Origin of the sequence: Nostoc sp., assembly GCF_036919595.1 — a bacterium.
Classification (GTDB): domain Bacteria; phylum Cyanobacteriota; class Cyanobacteriia; order Cyanobacteriales; family Nostocaceae; genus Nostoc.
In genome coordinates, this window is the sequence record NZ_JBALCO010000125.1 from 23,217 (window position 1) to 39,473 (window position 16,257).

14 protein-coding genes and 2 pseudogenes are annotated in these 16,257 nt (G+C 39.9%); 8 read left to right on the forward strand and 8 right to left on the reverse strand.

From position 1 onward, the window contains the following. Positions 1-53: 53 nt before the first annotated feature. Both V7K21_RS18755 and V7K21_RS18760 read left to right on the forward strand, forming a co-directional pair. Entirely contained in the window at positions 54-1,223 is a 1,170-nt protein-coding gene (locus V7K21_RS18755; RefSeq protein ID WP_335176742.1) for a GTPase, read from the forward strand. Next, positions 1,216-1,794 (forward strand): GTPase, encoded by a 579-nt coding sequence (locus tag V7K21_RS18760; protein WP_335176744.1) that lies wholly within the window; start codon positions 1,216-1,218, stop codon positions 1,792-1,794. Before V7K21_RS18755 ends, V7K21_RS18760 begins: the two co-directional genes overlap by 8 nt. On the opposite strand, the gene V7K21_RS18765 is transcribed toward V7K21_RS18760, so the two are convergent. The 6 genes from V7K21_RS18765 to petN form a co-directional block, all read right to left on the reverse strand. Beyond that, positions 1,756-1,998: a hypothetical protein gene (locus tag V7K21_RS18765; protein WP_335176746.1), complete on the reverse strand. Its 243-nt coding sequence runs from the start codon at positions 1,996-1,998 to the stop codon at positions 1,756-1,758. The two genes, V7K21_RS18760 and V7K21_RS18765, sit on opposite strands and share 39 nt — an antisense overlap. Further along, positions 1,967-2,395, reverse strand: a complete 429-nt coding sequence (locus tag V7K21_RS18770; protein WP_335176748.1) for a hypothetical protein — start codon at positions 2,393-2,395, stop codon at positions 1,967-1,969. Before V7K21_RS18770 ends, V7K21_RS18765 begins: the two co-directional genes overlap by 32 nt. A 47-nt stretch (positions 2,396-2,442) precedes the next feature. Next, positions 2,443-3,198 carry a hypothetical protein gene (locus tag V7K21_RS18775; protein ID WP_335176751.1) on the reverse strand — a complete coding sequence of 252 codons (756 nt, stop codon included), beginning with the start codon at positions 3,196-3,198 and terminating at the stop codon, positions 2,443-2,445. A gap of 342 nt (positions 3,199-3,540) precedes the next feature. Next, positions 3,541-6,681 (reverse strand): GAF domain-containing sensor histidine kinase, encoded by a 3,141-nt coding sequence (locus tag V7K21_RS18780; RefSeq protein ID WP_335176753.1) that lies wholly within the window; start codon positions 6,679-6,681, stop codon positions 3,541-3,543. 154 nt (positions 6,682-6,835) lie between these two features. Further along, positions 6,836-7,000, reverse strand: a complete 165-nt coding sequence (locus V7K21_RS18785; protein WP_298909391.1) for a hypothetical protein — start codon at positions 6,998-7,000, stop codon at positions 6,836-6,838. A gap of 4 nt (positions 7,001-7,004) precedes the next feature. Further along, positions 7,005-7,094: a cytochrome b6-f complex subunit PetN gene (gene petN, locus V7K21_RS18790; RefSeq protein WP_012408302.1), complete on the reverse strand. Its 90-nt coding sequence runs from the start codon at positions 7,092-7,094 to the stop codon at positions 7,005-7,007. Positions 7,095-7,447: 353 nt separating this feature from the next. On the opposite strand from petN, the gene V7K21_RS18795 reads away from it, so the two are divergent. The 5 genes and pseudogenes from V7K21_RS18795 (at position 7,448) to V7K21_RS18815 (ending at position 12,558) form a co-directional block, all read left to right on the forward strand. Next, entirely contained in the window at positions 7,448-9,334 is a 1,887-nt protein-coding gene (locus V7K21_RS18795; protein ID WP_335176754.1) for an ATP-binding protein, read from the forward strand. Between the two features lie 30 nt (positions 9,335-9,364). Beyond that, positions 9,365-10,627, forward strand: a complete 1,263-nt coding sequence (locus V7K21_RS18800; protein ID WP_335176756.1) for a sensor histidine kinase — start codon at positions 9,365-9,367, stop codon at positions 10,625-10,627. Positions 10,628-10,770: 143 nt separating this feature from the next. Continuing rightward, positions 10,771-11,064: a hypothetical protein gene (locus tag V7K21_RS18805; RefSeq protein ID WP_335176758.1), complete on the forward strand. Its 294-nt coding sequence runs from the start codon at positions 10,771-10,773 to the stop codon at positions 11,062-11,064. Between the two features lie 28 nt (positions 11,065-11,092). Further along, a complete protein-coding gene (locus tag V7K21_RS18810) occupies positions 11,093-11,656 on the forward strand; it encodes a 3'-5' exonuclease (protein WP_335176764.1) in 564 nt (187 codons plus the stop codon). 206 nt (positions 11,657-11,862) lie between these two features. Continuing rightward, positions 11,863-12,558, forward strand: a pseudogene (locus tag V7K21_RS18815) (superoxide dismutase). Positions 12,559-12,648: 90 nt separating this feature from the next. Here the strand turns inward: V7K21_RS18815 and V7K21_RS18820 are convergent. After that, positions 12,649-13,974: a hypothetical protein gene (locus V7K21_RS18820; protein ID WP_335176760.1), complete on the reverse strand. Its 1,326-nt coding sequence runs from the start codon at positions 13,972-13,974 to the stop codon at positions 12,649-12,651. Positions 13,975-14,211: 237 nt separating this feature from the next. After that, the gene (locus V7K21_RS18825; protein ID WP_335176762.1) at positions 14,212-14,856 is read right to left on the reverse strand and encodes a hypothetical protein; all 645 of its coding nucleotides are present in this window, start codon (positions 14,854-14,856) and stop codon (positions 14,212-14,214) included. A 1,175-nt stretch (positions 14,857-16,031) separates the two neighbouring features. Here V7K21_RS18825 and V7K21_RS18830 point away from each other — a divergent pair. Beyond that, a pseudogene (locus tag V7K21_RS18830) lies at positions 16,032-16,160 on the forward strand (amino acid permease); the annotation flags it as partial. Positions 16,161-16,257 lie beyond the last annotated feature (97 nt).

The following is a 16,257-nucleotide window of genomic DNA, read 5'->3' on the forward strand; positions in this document are numbered from 1 at the left end:
AAAATAAAAGTCATAAGTTATACTTGACCTTCCGTTATCAAAAATATAGCATTATGGATGAAGTTATCAGAAAAGTTGTTGCTATGGGATTACCAGGTGTAATACTTGTGATTGTGATGGCAACTACAGGTCTTACTGGCGGGGCTGCTATCGTATCAGCATTAGCATTTCTTGGTGGTCCAGCTGGTATGCTTGGAGGTATTGCAGTACTTGGATTTACTGGAGTTCTAGGGGATCTTCTTACTAAGATTGGTTTGGAACTTTTTCTCATGAGGATATATGAAGAACGTACTAAAACTGAATCAGTAGAAAATCTCTGTCGAGAAATTGATGGCTTACCACTAATCAACAAAGAATTAAAAGATAAGGTTAAAAGAATAATTGAGAAGAAGTTTTTATTTGTACTTGTGGGTCGTACAGGTGTTGGAAAATCTAGTACTATCAATAACCTTTTGGATAGCCAAGCAGCTAAAGTTGGTGACTATGAAGCAACAACCATGTCAGCTACATTACATACACATGAAATAAATGGAGTAAAATTTGCAATAGTTGATACTCCGGGTTTATGTGATGAGCTAGAAGAAGTTGGCAATGACCAACAATACTTGGAGCTAATTAATTCAAAAAAAACTCAAATGGATTCAATGTTGTTTGTAAGCCGTTTGGATGAAACAAGAGTTAGTAGTGATGAAAAACGAGGTATTAAACTAATTTCAGAAAACTTGGGAACAAAAGTATGGGAGTATTCTGTTATTGTATTTACATTTGCTAACTCTGTAACTGCATCAAGATATCAAGAAGCTTTAGATAAAAGAACAGAATTAATTAGACGTGAAATTGCTAAATACATTGGAGAAGAGAAAGCTGATAAAATTCCTTCAGTTGCAGTAGATAATAAAAGTAAGACAACTCCTGATGGAAAAACATGGCTGGGAGAATTTTTTACAAAAGTTTTTCTTAGAGCATCTGAATCGGGTTCTTTACCCTTAGCAGCAGCAATGAAAGACAGCTTAACTTCATCTTCAGGTGAAGCAAGAATTGATCTTGATGATAAGCAAAAGGCTGAAGTTAACAAAAAGATTAATAAACTTTTGATTGGGGGGTTGGCTTATGGTGGGTCAGTTGTTGGTCAAATATTTGGATCAGGAGGAATAATAGTTGGTGGTTTACTAGGTTCCGCAGTGGGACTATGGATGGAGCTAGACCGTCGTAGAAATGCGTAATTTTTTAATTGTTGGACGTACTGGGGTTGGAAAATCAAGCTTCATTAACTCAGTTGTTGGCAAATCGATTGCTGAAACCTCAAAATATGAAGCTTGTACTAAAATAATTAGGCATCATGATCATATTAGCCATTTAGGTGATATTTGCCTGATTGATACGCCAGGATTAGCAGAAGATGATATAGAGTGCGACAAAAAATATTTAGATTTAATTATTAATAGTGTTGATTTGAATACAATCGATACACTAATTTATGTTTCCCGCTTAGATGAAACAAGATTCCGTCCAGAAGAAAAAAGAACAATAAGCTTGTTGACAGAAAAATTAGGAGCATTTATTTGGAATAAAGCTTGGCTAGTTTTCACTTTTGCAGCATCAGTTCCTAATGAAAACCGTGATATAGTTTCAAAAAACAGAAAAGTACAAATTGAAGAATTTATCAAAGCTATTACATTAGAATATAATCTTGATCCCCCATTTCAAGGATTTAAGTTAAAATTAAGAGTTGATAATAATTCAAAAAATTGGTCTTCAAAAAGTACGCCAATAACGTCCTTGGGGGTTCTTTAAAAAAAAAGCGATTGCCTGCAAAATCTCTACTATGCGATCGCTCTCTTCTCTTCTTCCTCTGTGTCCTCTGCGCCTCTGTGGTTCATTAAAAAAGTGATCGCCTGTAAAATCTGTACAGTGCGATGCGATCGCTCCCCTTCTTCCTCTGTGTTCTCTGCGCCTCTGTGGTTCGTTAAAAAGAGCGATCGCCTGCAAAATCTCCACAGTGCGATGCGATCGCTCCCCTTCTTCCTCTGTGTTCTCTGCGCCTCTGTAGTTCGTTAAAAAGAGCGATCGCCTGCCAAACTCCACCATGCGATCGCGCCTCCTCTTCCTCTGTGTCCTCTGCGCCTCTGTGGTTAGTTAAAAAAGCGATCGCCAAATCTCCACCGTGTGATCGCCCCTTATCTCCTTCCTCTGTGTCCTCTGCGCCTCTGTGGTTCGTTAAAAAGCGATCGCCTGTAAAATCTCCACAGTGCGATCGCCTCTTCTTCCTTTGTGTCTTAGTCTCTTTATAGTTCGTTAACAAATAATTTGGTAACTGAGATAAACCAGTTGTAAAACACGAAAACGTAGTGATGTGATTATACAAAACACCCCACTCCACATTAGCCTCAGCCAAAGTGAAATGAGGTGCTTTTATTATCGGTAATTAAACAGACTTTAAAATTAATCCAATGACTTGCCAGCTTTACTTAGAAGCTTACCCAATCTTTGAATTGGTCCCTTAAATCCCCTTGGGGCTTCAGTTGCAGCTTGTTGAGTTTGTTCGCCCAGTTTTGTCAGCACCTCGGCAAAGTCAGCACCTTTGGCAGTTTTGCGCTTCAAAAGTTGCTTAAGTTCTTTAAGTCCATTAGCAACTTCTTGGAGATTCTCGTTTTCAGACTTATGCAATAAGGTATACCATGTATCAATCGCACCTTGCGCCGCCTCAGGTTCAATTTTAGTCAAGTCTCCTTCAAGGGTTTCTATTACTGATTCTATGTGTTCAATCTGTTCGCGGTCTTCCGTCTTACCTAGTGAAACACCTATATTGCGAAGTTGCTTACCCAACTTCTGTAACGGAGTTTTTAGTTCCTTATCACTATCAGAAGCAACATTATCTGTTTGCTCACCAATTTCAGTTAGGACTTCACCAATTTCATGACCTGTAGCTTTACCACTTTTCACCAGTTGCTTGAGTTGCTTGAGGTTATCGGCAATTTCTTTGATTTCTGGCTCTTTAGCTTTGTGTAAATAAGTATACCACTCATCAATTAAGCCAGTAGCAGTTTCGCTATCAAGAGCAGTCAAATCTCCTTCTAGTGCAGAAACAAGTGAATCTAAATCCAAGTTATCAGCTTTATCAGCTTTTTTAGCTGCTGTGCTTTCTTTCTTGGCAGCAGTCTCCCCTTGTTTACTATTGGATTTTTGTTGAGAACTCATGGTGTAATTTCCGTAACAAAATTAAATAGTGTACAGGTATCACTTTATAAAGACTCTACGGAATTGCCCTCATTCTTAGGTAAGACTTACGCACTATATAAATCTATAATTATGTATATTAATAGGAATCAAACTTTTCAGACCTTTAGTGAAAGCCCAACGACAAGTAGTATTCATTCACTTTTTCTGTAAGCTTTCTTACAGAGTAGCTGTTCTCGAAGCTGGGGCTGATTGTAGCATAGGTGTAAAAGTATTAATAAATATTTCTACCTTTGAGCGAAATATAAAAAAATTATCGTTGTCTGACAGTGCTGTGTTGGGCTTGAAGAACTTCAAGCTAACTCATAGTTTGCTCGGAATTTGGATACAGAACTCAGAGCCATTACCAGGTTCAGAAACATACTTGAGTTGACCGCCGTGTTTTTCTACAATAATTTGATAACTAATAGATAGACCTAAACCAGTACCTTTACCAGGTTCTTTGGTAGTAAAGAAAGGTTCAAAAATGCGCGATCGCATAATCTCTGGAATCCCACAACCATTGTCGGCAATCCAAATCATAATAGTATTCCCTTCAATGACTTCTGTACGTATCAAAATTTTAGGATTGTCAATTATTTTTCCACTATTTACTAATTTTTCCAGTGCATCAATCGCATTGTTGAGAATATTCATAAACACCTGATTTATCTGGGCTGCATAGCAGACTAATGGGGGCAATTCACCATATTGCTTAACTACCTCAATAGCAAAATAATTAGTCTGTGATTGCAGTCGATGTTGTAAAATTAGCAAAGTACTGTCGATGCCTTCATGAAGGTCAACAGGCTTCATTCCTGCTTCGTCAAGTCGAGAAAAACTTCGTAATGACAAGACTAATCGAGAGATCCGATCTGCCCCCATCTTCATTGAAGTAAGAATTTTGGGCAAGTCATCACTAATAAAATCTAAATCCAGTGCTGCTGCTTGCTTTTGAATTTCTCCTGTTGCCTTAGGATACTGTTTCTGATAGAGGTGCAGTATTTTCAATAAATTTTCGGCATGTTCAGTAACATAAGTGATATTGCCGTAAATGAAACTAATCGGGTTGTTAATTTCATGTGATACACCAGCAACTAACTGGCCTAAACCTGCCATTTTTTCACTTTGAATTAACTGGCTCTGAGTGTGCTGTAATTCTTTAAGAGTCTGGGTGAGTTCTTCTTTTTGACGTTGAGTTTGTTCGAGTAATTCCGCTTGCTGAAGTCCTACCCCTAACTGAATACCAATCTGCATCAGCAAATCTACCTCATCTTCTTGCCAATCACGGGGTTTGATATTTTGATAAGCTGCTAGTAACCCCCAAAGTTTCTCACCCTGAAAAATTGGCACAATCATATATGCCCTAGCCTCCATTAGCTCGATCAGGGCAATATAAGGAATAGAATCATCGCTGCTGTAAATATCCTTAATAACAAGAGTTTTACTATTAGCAAAATCTCCCCTTTGTGTTTCTTGCAGGTAATTACCTGAGGCAGCTACGCCCGTCGTAGACATCGCAGGTACAATTTCCCTTACTGGTGTCCAACCTTGGGCTAAAGACTCAGCAACAAATTCGCCACTCCAATCAGCGCGGAATCGATAGATTGTCACTCGCTCAACTTCCAATAACCGCCGGACTTCTTCTGTACTGGTGGCAAAGATGGTATCAATATCAAGAGACTGGCGAATTTTCTCCACGGTTACGGCTAAAGCCTTCTCTCTTTCGGCTGCTTTCCGTTCTCGTGCAGCAGCTTGAGCCAGTTTTTGGGTCTGCGCCTGCATCTGTTTCAAGGACTCAGCTTGCTGTAATGCTACCCCTAATTGGACACCAACTTGTGCCAATAAGTTAATTTCCTCATCTTGCCAATAACGGGGCTGGGAGTTTTGATAAGCGACTAGCAATCCCCACAGCTTTTCGCCCTGAGAAATTGGGACAAAAACTTCATTACGTGCATACTTACCCGCTTGCTTTCCTTGCACAAGAACGCCTTGTGTCAGAGGCTGGGGCTTAACCATTGGTGTCCAGCCATCAACAATGGAATCTGCCACAAATTCGCCACTCCAGTCAGGATAGAAGCGGTAAATTGCGACTCGTTCCACTTCTAATAGCCGACGGACTTCTTGAGTAGTCGTTTTAAAAATGGCTTCAATTTCAAGTGACTGACGAATTTTTTCTACTGTGTTTGCCAACGCCCTTTGCCTTTGGGCAGCTTTGCTGATCTCTGCTGCTTGGATTTGCATTTGTTGGATAAATTCCGCTTGCTGCAAGGCCACACCTAGTTGGGTGCCAACTTGGGTAAGCAAGTAAACCTCATCTTTTTGCCAATCACGAGTTCTGGCGTTCTGGTATACTGCTAGCAAACCCCAGAGCTTCTGACCGTGGTAAATGGCAATGATCGCATAAGCTCTTGCTTGATATATCTCTAAAATTTTAATGTAGCAATCGCTAAAGCCTGCACTGTAAATATCATTACAAATCCGGTATACTTCACAACTGCTGAAGCTACCACCTTCGGTATCTTGTAAGTAGGTATCAGCGACTGGGGGTTTAGCTAAATCTTTGGTGCTACATTCGCTGATGTTTTCATTCAATTCCGGCCGCTGCAATTGCTCATGCATAAGGGAGATCCAACCCTCTGCCACTGATTCAAACACAAATTCACCACTCCAATCGGGATTGAAGCGATAAATACCCACGCGGTCAGCATTTAGTAACCGCCTAAGTTCTGCGGTGCTTGTGTGGAAAATGCTTTCCAAGTCTAGGAATTGACGAATTTTCTCAATGGTTATGGCTATGGTTTTTTGCCATTCGGCTGCTTTTTCTCTAGCTTTTGCTTGTGCTAGTTGTGCCGATTGTAGTTTTACTTGTTCCAGGTAATCTGCTTGCTGCAAAGCAACTCCTAAATGTTCAGCAATAAGTTGCACAAACTCAATTTCTGATACTTCCCATTGCCGAGGACTACTACACTGATGAATACACAGCAATCCCCATAAATCTTTACCTTTGATCAAGGGGGCAGCTATATTGGCACGTACTTGGAATCTTTCTAGCATCTGGACGTGACAATCACTGATACTAGCTTGATATATATCAGCCATTGCTTTAATCCGACCTTGCTGATATAGTCCAGCAAACTCAGCAGCAAAGCAGTGGTCGCGCAGTTTGGCTGCTAGTGCTGAACCCCATTCTCCTCCCACATCTTCATAGATAAATTCCCCTTCCCATCCCAAATCGGGATAAAAACGAAACACGCCAACCCGATCAGTTTTCAGAAGTTGGCGGACTTCAGTGACTGTAATTTGGAAGATCACATCTATATCCAGAGACTCGCGAATGTGGGTAATAACTCCAGACAAGGCTTTTTGTTGCTCATTCTGACGCAAGGAGAATGTCACATCTGAATCAGATTCTTGCTGTTCTGAATTTGGTTCTATGGGTTGAGTAGTAGAGGAGTTTTCCATTCCCAGTAGGACTTTAAATATTGAAAGTCTTCTATCTCATGATTCCCCTAGCGATCGCAAACATAACAGTTATTTCCTTTGAATGTCATATAAAACAGTATAGGGACACGATATTATCGTGTCCCTACAAAAACATTTTTCAACCACGAGAAAATTATCGCCGCTTGGGAGTGGCGCTGCGGCTGGTGCGTTTTTCTTCATCTCGGCGACGGCGATCGCGCCAATCTGCCAGGGTCAAATAACCAATACCACCAGTGACTACTACCAGCAGCACTACAGCAAATAAAGCCAAAATACTCAAGAATGGACTTTCCACCATGCCTCTACAGTCCGTTACGTCCCCAGACTACCATTGCAATTGACCAAGTGAACACAACTAACAGTGATACCCAACCTAGTGTCAAAATCTCCATAGTCCCAGTTTTCAAATAATTACAAAAGGTTTCTAATATTTATCATACAGGGATTGGGCAGGCTGAGATTTTTTTATCAGTAACATTGTAAGTTTTGCGAGTGATGTCTACGACGGGCTATGACGCTCGAACGCAAGAGCGTGTCGCAGACAAGACTCGCTAACGCTTCTCTACGAGACGCTGCGCGAACGCTATCGGCGTCGCAAACCAAAGATCATCTTTTCTTGATACCCTAGTACTTTACATAATAATAAAAACTAATATAAAAAAGTAGTGATCGCGCTTTTGTCATTGATGGTTTGGGAATACTAAGGTTATGGGTCTATATTTCAAATCCAGCAACCTCTAGTATTATGCCGACATTTTTCAACTATCCTTTCCACTCTAACGGTTTTATTCCCCACGGACATTGTTATCTCTGGCAAACTGGATTAGTTTGGCTCCACATTATTTCTGATGCCACGATCGCTCTTGCCTATTATTCTATTCCCTTCCTACTGATTTACTTTATTTCCAAGCGCAAAGACGTTCCTTTCAATGGAGTCTTTTTATTATTTGGTGCTTTTATCATTGCCTGTGGTACTGGACACTTGATGGACATTTGGACGCTTTGGCATCCAGACTATTGGATTGCAGGTGGTTTAAAAGCTTTAACTGCCATTATTTCGATATATACGGCATTTGCGCTATTTTATCTCATACCTCAAGCTCTAACACTACCCAGCCCAGCCCAGTTAGAAGCTATCAATCGAGTACTTTCAACTGAAATTGTCGAGCGCAAGCGCATCGAGAAACAACTACGCTTTGCAGAGGAAGTCGCTCAAAACTCCAGTCAAGCCAAGAGTGAATTCCTTGCCAATATGAGTCATGAATTACGCACACCCCTTAACGGCATCTTGGGCTTTACACAAATCCTCCAACGCACAGAATCTTTGACCGAGAAAGGACGCAAAGGAGTTGGAGTTATTTATCAATGTGGTTCCCATCTACTAACTCTAATTAATGATGTCCTGGATCTCTCCAAGATAGAAGCCCGCAAACTAGAATTGCATCCTGTTGATTTCTACTTGCCTGCCTTTATAGATAGTGTGACTGAAATGTGCCGCATCAAGGCAGAACAAAAGGTCATCGCATTTCACGTCGAACTCGATCCTGATTTGCCAACGGGCATTCATGCTGATGAAAAACGCTTGCGGCAAGTACTGATTAACTTGCTTGGTAATGCCATTAAATTTACTCATCAAGGCAGTGTCACCTTCAAAGTTCAGGTCATTGACCAAGAATCAAATGCCAATGGACAGACTAACTACAAAATTCGCTTTCAAGTAATAGATACCGGCACGGGTATAACCCCTGAACAAGCCGAGAAAATCTTCCAGCCCTTTGAGCAAGTGGGAAATCAAAAACAACAATCTGAAGGTACAGGCTTGGGATTAGCAATCAGCCAAAAAATTGTTTTGTTGATTGGTGGTCAAATTCAGGTAGAAAGTGAATTTGGCAAAGGTAGCACTTTCTGGTTTGAGGCAAAATTGCCAGAATCTAAAGACTGGGCAAAGGTTTCTAGAGTGGTTGAGCAGGGAACCATTATTGATTATCAAGGACAAAGGCGCACCATTTTGATTGCGGATGACAGATGGGAAAACCGCTCAGTAATTGTAAATTTACTAGAGCCAGTTGGGTTTACTGTTGTAGAAGCTAGTCAGGGCGAGGAAGGATGGGAACAGGCTCTAGCTTACAAACCAGACTTGATTATCACTGACCTAGTGATGCCTATATTGGATGGATTTGAGTTGATAAATCGTTTGCGTGAGTCTGAGCAATTTAAAGAGATTCCGATCATCGCTTCGTCAGCAAGTGTGTTTGCAATCGACCAGCACAAGAGTATTGATGTCGGTGCAAATGTATTTCTACCAAAGCCTGTAGAAGCGGAAACACTTCTAGAAATGCTACGACAATTTTTGCAAGTAGAATGGATTTTTGACAGTAAGGTAGACGCAATTAAAAAAACCTATACAAGTGGTTTGGATCAACCAAATGAGATGATTTATCCTGCCAAAGAGGTTTTACAACAGTTACTCGATCTGGCACAAGACGGGGATATTCAAATAATTTTAGAAATAACTCAGCAACTTTCTGTAGCTGATGAGCAGTTAAGCGCTTTTGCCCAGCAAATAACCCAGCTCGCTAGTAATTTTCAACTAAAACGTTTGGAAACTTTTATTCAACAATATCTTAATTAATTGGAGTTAAATTTAACTTTTAAATCCCTCATGAACAAAACCCAAAATAACGGATTTATTTTGATTGTGGATGATAATCCGACAAATTTATCTGTCCTGTGCGAAGCGCTCAATAGTGAGGGTTTTCGTTTCCGTGTTGCAGTCGATGGAGAAAGTGCGATCGCCCAAGCTGAACGCAATCAACCAGAGTTGATTTTGCTGGATGTACAAATGCCGGGTATTGACGGATTTGAAACTTGTTGTCGCCTCAAAGCCAATTCTGTTACCCAAAATATCCCAATTATTTTCACCACTGCCTTAGCGGATACGGAGAGCAAAACTAAGGGATTTTCCCTTGGTGCAGTAGACTATATCCCTAAGCCGTTTGCACAAGAGGAAGTCATTTCTAGAGTGCGCGTGCATTTACAACTTAAACAATTGACTGAATCTTTAGAACAACAAGTCAGCGATCGCACCAAGGCTTTGCAAAAAGCCCAAGTCAAGCTGGTGCAGCAAGAGAAGTTATCAACACTTGGAGAATTAATCGCTGGTATTGGACATGAAATCAACAACCCCATCAACTTTATTTCCAGCAATATTTCCCCCTTGCAAAAATACATTGCAGCAGTAACTGAGTTGCTTCTACTATATGAACAAGAGTATCCAAACCCAACAGCCAAAATTACTACTGCTATTGAGGACTTGGATCTAAACTTCGTTCTCGAAGATATGGCAAAAATCTTGAACTCACTCCAACTAGGAAGTGAACGAATTCGCAACCTTTCTAATTCACTCCGCAACTTCTGTCGCTCAGATAGGGATACCAAAATATCTGCTGATTTGCACCAAGGACTAGATAGTACGCTAATGATTTTGCAACATCGCTTTAAGGCTAATGGCGCTCGTCCCCGCATTGAAGTAATTAAAAGTTATGGAATATTACCAGAGGTAAAGTGCTATATTGGACAGATGAATCAAGTATTTATGAACATTCTGGCAAATGCAGTTGATGCTGTTGATGAAGCTATAACACAAGGTCAAATGAGCAATCTGATTCCTGAGATCAAAATTGCAACAGAAATAGATTCTGAAGAATTAGTTGTAATTCGGATTGCTGACAATGGAATTGGTATTCCGGAACGACTTAAAAAACGCTTGTTTGAGCCGTTGTTTACCACAAAAAACGTTGGGAAAGGTACTGGACTTGGCTTGTCGATCGCCTATGAAATAGTTGTAGAGAAACACAACGGTGTATTAGATGTGAATTCTCAACCTAGTGTGGGAACCGAGTTTATCATCAAAATTCCCACATGAGAGCAGCATTTAATTAATTACAAAACTGCTCTAGCATTTATCATACTGAAGACTGGAGAAAAATTTTCCCAATACTTCTCTACGAGAGGCTGCGCCAACGGCAACGCTCAGTACAAGTACCCAATTCTTAATTTCTATATAGAGTGAACGCAATTTTAGATTCTCAATTAATGGCAGAACGCATAGAATCCCTCAAGGCTGGAATAATTGGGGGATTATCTGTATGTTTCGCTTTTGCGAACGCTAGTCTGTTGAATACTTTAGTACTGGCAAAGTATTTTCAGACACTCGCATGTCTGCAAAGTGATCTTAACTGGCATTTGTGGGTGAGTGGTGCAGTTGCAAGTTTTACTGGTTTCGTATTTTGTGTTACCTACGACTATATCATTCGCTTTGATAAAAATCCTCAACTCAAAGCCGGTGGTGTTAATTATTGATCCTAATTTACAATCTCTATTAATTAATATGAAAACGAAAATATCCCACTATTATCTGATAGTCGATTTGGAGGCTACGTGCTGTGACAATAGGACTATTCCTCATCACGAAATGGAAATCATCGAAATTGGTGCAGTGATGCTTAATCGAGCTACGTGGGAAATTGATTCCGAATTTCAGCAATTCATTCAACCTGTGAGACATCCACAACTGACAGGTTTTTGCACCGAATTGACTAGTATTCGACAGCAAGATGTTGACGAAGCACCAAAATTTATAGAGGCAATTTCTCGCTTCAAAGAATGGATTTATTCATTCACCAATCATATTTTTTGTTCTTGGGGTAATTACGACAAAAAGCAATTTATTCAAGATTGCGCGTTTCATAATTTTCCTTATCCTTTTATTTCAGAACACATAAATGTCAAAGGGGAATTTTCAGAATATCTTGGCGTGTCTAAAAAATTTGGCATGGCACAAGCTCTCAATGAGTTGGGGATAGAATTGAAAGGCACACACCATCGTGGCATTGATGATGCCCGCAACATTGCAGCTATCTACAGACAGATTAAAACTAAAAAACTAAGCTGAATAATGGAAAATTTATCCGAAATTGTTTGTAGAGAAACGAAATTGCACTTAGAGACGCTTTAGCGGAGCGTCTCTAGATCTTTTGGGGAGATGTTTAATATTAAAAACTACTTTATCAAGAGAGAAATATATGTAAGGTTTTCGCTTAGATTCTATTTTCGGGTTTTAAATCCGAATAGACTTGTCTTGCCTAGCCAAAGGGATTTTTGGAGGAAAATTTCTTCTTACTAGGTGAGTATTCAGAACAATTTATCGCTTCTTCTGTGAGAACAAATGCTTTCCCCGCACAGCTACCACCATTGCCTTATGCTTATGGGGCACTAGGAAAAGCTATTGATGCTGAAACAATGAAATTGCATCATGACGCGCACCATGCTAGCTACGTCAAAAACTTAAATGATGCATTCAAGCAGTATCCAGATTTGCAAAAAAGAAGTGTTGAAGCTTTACTACTAGATTTGAACAGTGTACCTGAAGATATTCGGACAAAGGTACGTAATAACGGTGGTGGTCACCTCAACCACACAATTTTTTGGCAACTTATGAGTCCCGAAGGTGGTGGACAACCATCGGGAGCGATCGCTCAATAAATTAATCAAACTTTTGGCAGTTTTGATGCTTTTAAAAAACAGTTTAACGCAGCGGGTACCGCTCGCTTTGGTAGTGGTTGGGTTTGGCTAGTACGCAATCCTCAAAATCAACTCCAGATCGTGACCACAGGAAATCAGGATAACCCGATTACAGACGGTTTATATCCGATTATGGGTAATGATTTATGGGAACACGCTTATTACCTGAAATATCGCAACCGTCGGGCTGAGTATTTGACTAATTGGTGGAATGTGGTGAATTGGCCGCAGATTAACAGGCGATCGCAACTTTTATCACAACAACCTCGTTAACGATACTATCAAGAACATCAAACCGCTCATATAAATCTGTACAAAGCTACCTGTAGAGGTAGCTTTGTTTGAGGTGGGGTATAAATCCCCTTATGTAACATAATTACGGATTTTTAAAGATCGGTGTTTGTAACGGACTATGCATAATAGAACAATTAGCAATACAAGCGCTTTGATCATTGATGGCTCTACTACCTTCTTCACTTCCGTAGGGGTTTTAGGAGTAACATTACATGGAATCTCAATGATCTGTGTGTGATCAGAACCATTACCACTGGGAGTCAGATCACATTCGCCTTTGCTCGTGAGAGACAAAGGTGTAAGTGTATTTCCTGAAGAAACAGATGCTTGAGCTGAAGAACTATCCCCATTTAGTAGTAGAAGCAGAATTAAAGCAAGACCCCCAATTCCGATTATTGGCCAGAGTGGAAAGGAATTAGAACTGTCTTGTACCAAAACATCTCCCATAGCGTCAGGGAAAGTATCGAGTCCCATAGCTTCTCCCTCCAACGCTAGTGGATTGTCACTTAGTAAAATATCTCCTGGGATATCTTCTCCCAACAGCTGATTCAATTCCTGTGGAATCGCGTTATTGGGGCGTCCAAGTTCCCCACCATCTTCGGAGTATGGAAAGGATAGTACTTCAAAAATCTTCTGTTGGAGTTGGTTCTGATCTCCAGAACTCAATGCATCCAAGCCTGTTGAAATTTTATTTAAATAGAAATTCGTCATCTCTGGCGACAGACCTAGAGACTGAATCTGCTCCTTAATGTTGGAAATTTTTGAGGCCTCCTCAAACAACAGTCGTCCGTATGAGAATTTCAAGTCTAATAATCCATTACGGAGGCTGACCGAGTTATTGACTCCTGAGTCTGGTGACCAGTAGAACTGCTTGGTTACAAGTCCGAGTCCTTCTACTGGGTTGCGACCAACAGGTTGTCCAAGAAGGTATTGAGAGCTATCCATGATTGCAGGGGATTGGTTTCTCCAAAATGAGGCGTAAGGCACCGCAGAGAGATTAGGATTGTTACCGTAAAAGCTAGCGAAATTCTGAAAGTTTTTCTCTCCACCTGCTGCTCGGATCAGGAGGTTTTGATAGCTAGTCCCGTCATTTAACTCCACTAATCGTTGGATTACCGATCCAGTTTTATTGCAGGTCAGACCAAATCCCACATCACATCCAGGAATAACTCGCATTTGGCTCAGATTCTGGTTATTGATTTGGTACTGGAGATACTCAGACTCCAGTCCTTGTTGGATACCATAGCGTCCAATATTGAGCTGTGCAAAAGCAGACTGACACGTAGTGAGTACTACTGCAACAGATGAGAATGCGATGGTCGCCAAGCGAACCGTCTTCTCTACGAGACGCTCCGCGAACAGCATTGCAATTCTCTCAACAATTGATTTAGGCATAAATGCACCTCCACTAAATGACAGCAATTTCATTGGTTGTTCACGTCCCTCTTTCAGTCCGTGAGAAGTCGATATTAATAGCTCCGGAAATTCAACGGGTCACAGCAATACCGCAGACTCATCGAGTCTGTGAACAGCGTTCCTATCCTTGGTAAATAGGGATTGGGGATTGGGAGAAAATTTTTTCCGAGTTGAGTGAGGTTTGAATCCCCATCTATACCCATTTCACTCCCCAGTTCAACTCTTAGCTAAAGAAATATTGATCGTGATTCCGGTACCTTTGAGATTTCCTGATGAGAGTGTGTGATATAAGACCAATGCCCGGTTTGGTTGATCGAAAAGAAACCCACGACGTGTGGGTTTGATCTTCCCTTGCTTTACTAAGGAAACGAAGGCTTCTAAATACCTACGTATACCTTGACGATTCTCTTGAGTAGTATTCATATGACGCTCAATCAGCATCATAAAGAAGTTCAAGCTACGATTTTCCTGCCCCTGAATCAGACTGCCCTCATCTAGGAAAGAACTTGCTATGAGCCTGCCATCAACTTGTTTAACCTTAAATAGAGTAAAGTAACGCCCTTCTTTTTTAGGGTCGTTCGCATAACAGACCCAAGAACCCTCTTGATTCTGTGTAAAACCCTGTTCAGCAAGATAAGAAAGCAAAGAATTACTTGCTTTGGTTTGTGGTGGAGGTAATAAATCCTCAATGGGATCTAAAGAGCAAATCCTATGCGTTGTTTTCCGTTGAGAAACAGCAGGAGCCTCCTGGGTATAGACAGGCAGGAGGGGCTTGTTATCAGACATTGCCATACTAGACATCGCAGCAAACGCAGATATTTGGAGAGCGATCACTCCAAATAAACGAACAATGATATTCATATTTTTCCTATTACTCTTTTAAGTTGTTAATAATCGAGTTGTTACTAAATCAGAATTGATTTAGTAGTCCTAAATCATTTGTTTAATTAAAGGTTTGCCTCATTTGGTCGAGGGTAGCTTAAGTTTTCACCAATCAAATAGGACTTTTATATATAGGTGACTAAGCACAAAGAGAATAAATATTTAAATAAAACACACAACATTAATGTCTTATTGACAAGACAAATTGGGCTTTTTGATATTTTTACATATACAAAAAACAATTGACATTGTGTCAAAATTTTTCTATCTATCCTTATTAACTTTTTGCCATTATGAGAGGCTTTTATACCTTCTTAGCCGGCTATCATGATTCCTAAAAAAGGGCTTGGTTAGCTATTTAGTGCCTTATATAAGCAGATTTTCAAAAGCTCCGTGCTTTGTACTTTAGCGCTTTTGTTGGTTTCCTGGGTGGATTGAATAACTTTTTTTTCTGGAGGTAGCACACCTAACTAGCTGTTTCAGCATGGTTGTAACTTGATGTATAAAATAATATATCTTGACAGTAAAATAATATTACCATGAGCTTGAGACATGCAACACTATTGTGGACAGTTGTCAAAGTTGTACACCGTGAATTGTAACCACCTCTTCATTAAATTTCATGGCAAATAGCTGAAAGTCAAAATTAATTTACTTATACATCCTTAGTGTTTAAAAAATTAGTAATTTTGTTCTTAAGTGAGGAACATACTGTATTAAATATAACTTTTGTTTATTAAATATACGGTTAATTAATATATTTTTATTGTTGAATAAGTCTGATTGTCTGAACTTTAAGCTATAAGTGATCGCATCAAACAAAGTTAAATTAAATTACTAAGTATAAAATTGACGATTTAACTAGTTGTTGCCACAGACCTTATAAGTGTCTAAGGTTCAGATTTATGACTTGTAACAGCGAACTTGGACATGGTTCCTTATTTAAGATTAAGTTGCCATTATTATGAAAAGTATAGATGTTGTCTAGCAAGAGAAATTGAAGCGAGCCTCGTAGAAAGATTGATCTGAATGTGGGGAGATAGATATTACCGTTTGAATACATACCACTGATGATTGTCACTTTTGAGTCACATTTGTTTTTAACCATAGACATATTAGGTAAAACAGTGCAAAAGAAAAATGAAACAAAGCAGGGAGTCGCCTTTTTATTTGCCTGGGCGCGGATGACAGTGATTCAAACTGGTTCCATTACCCTGTTGGCATTTGTTTTTGGCGATTATGTTTCTCAGATATGGCGGCTAGGAACGTTTTTGTCTTCTATATAATACGCCTTATGTGAATTAAGCCACAGGATGCTGTTCAAAAGTAAGAACATCAATACCAAAACGCTGGCGCAGAAAAATACGCAGAGTATGACTG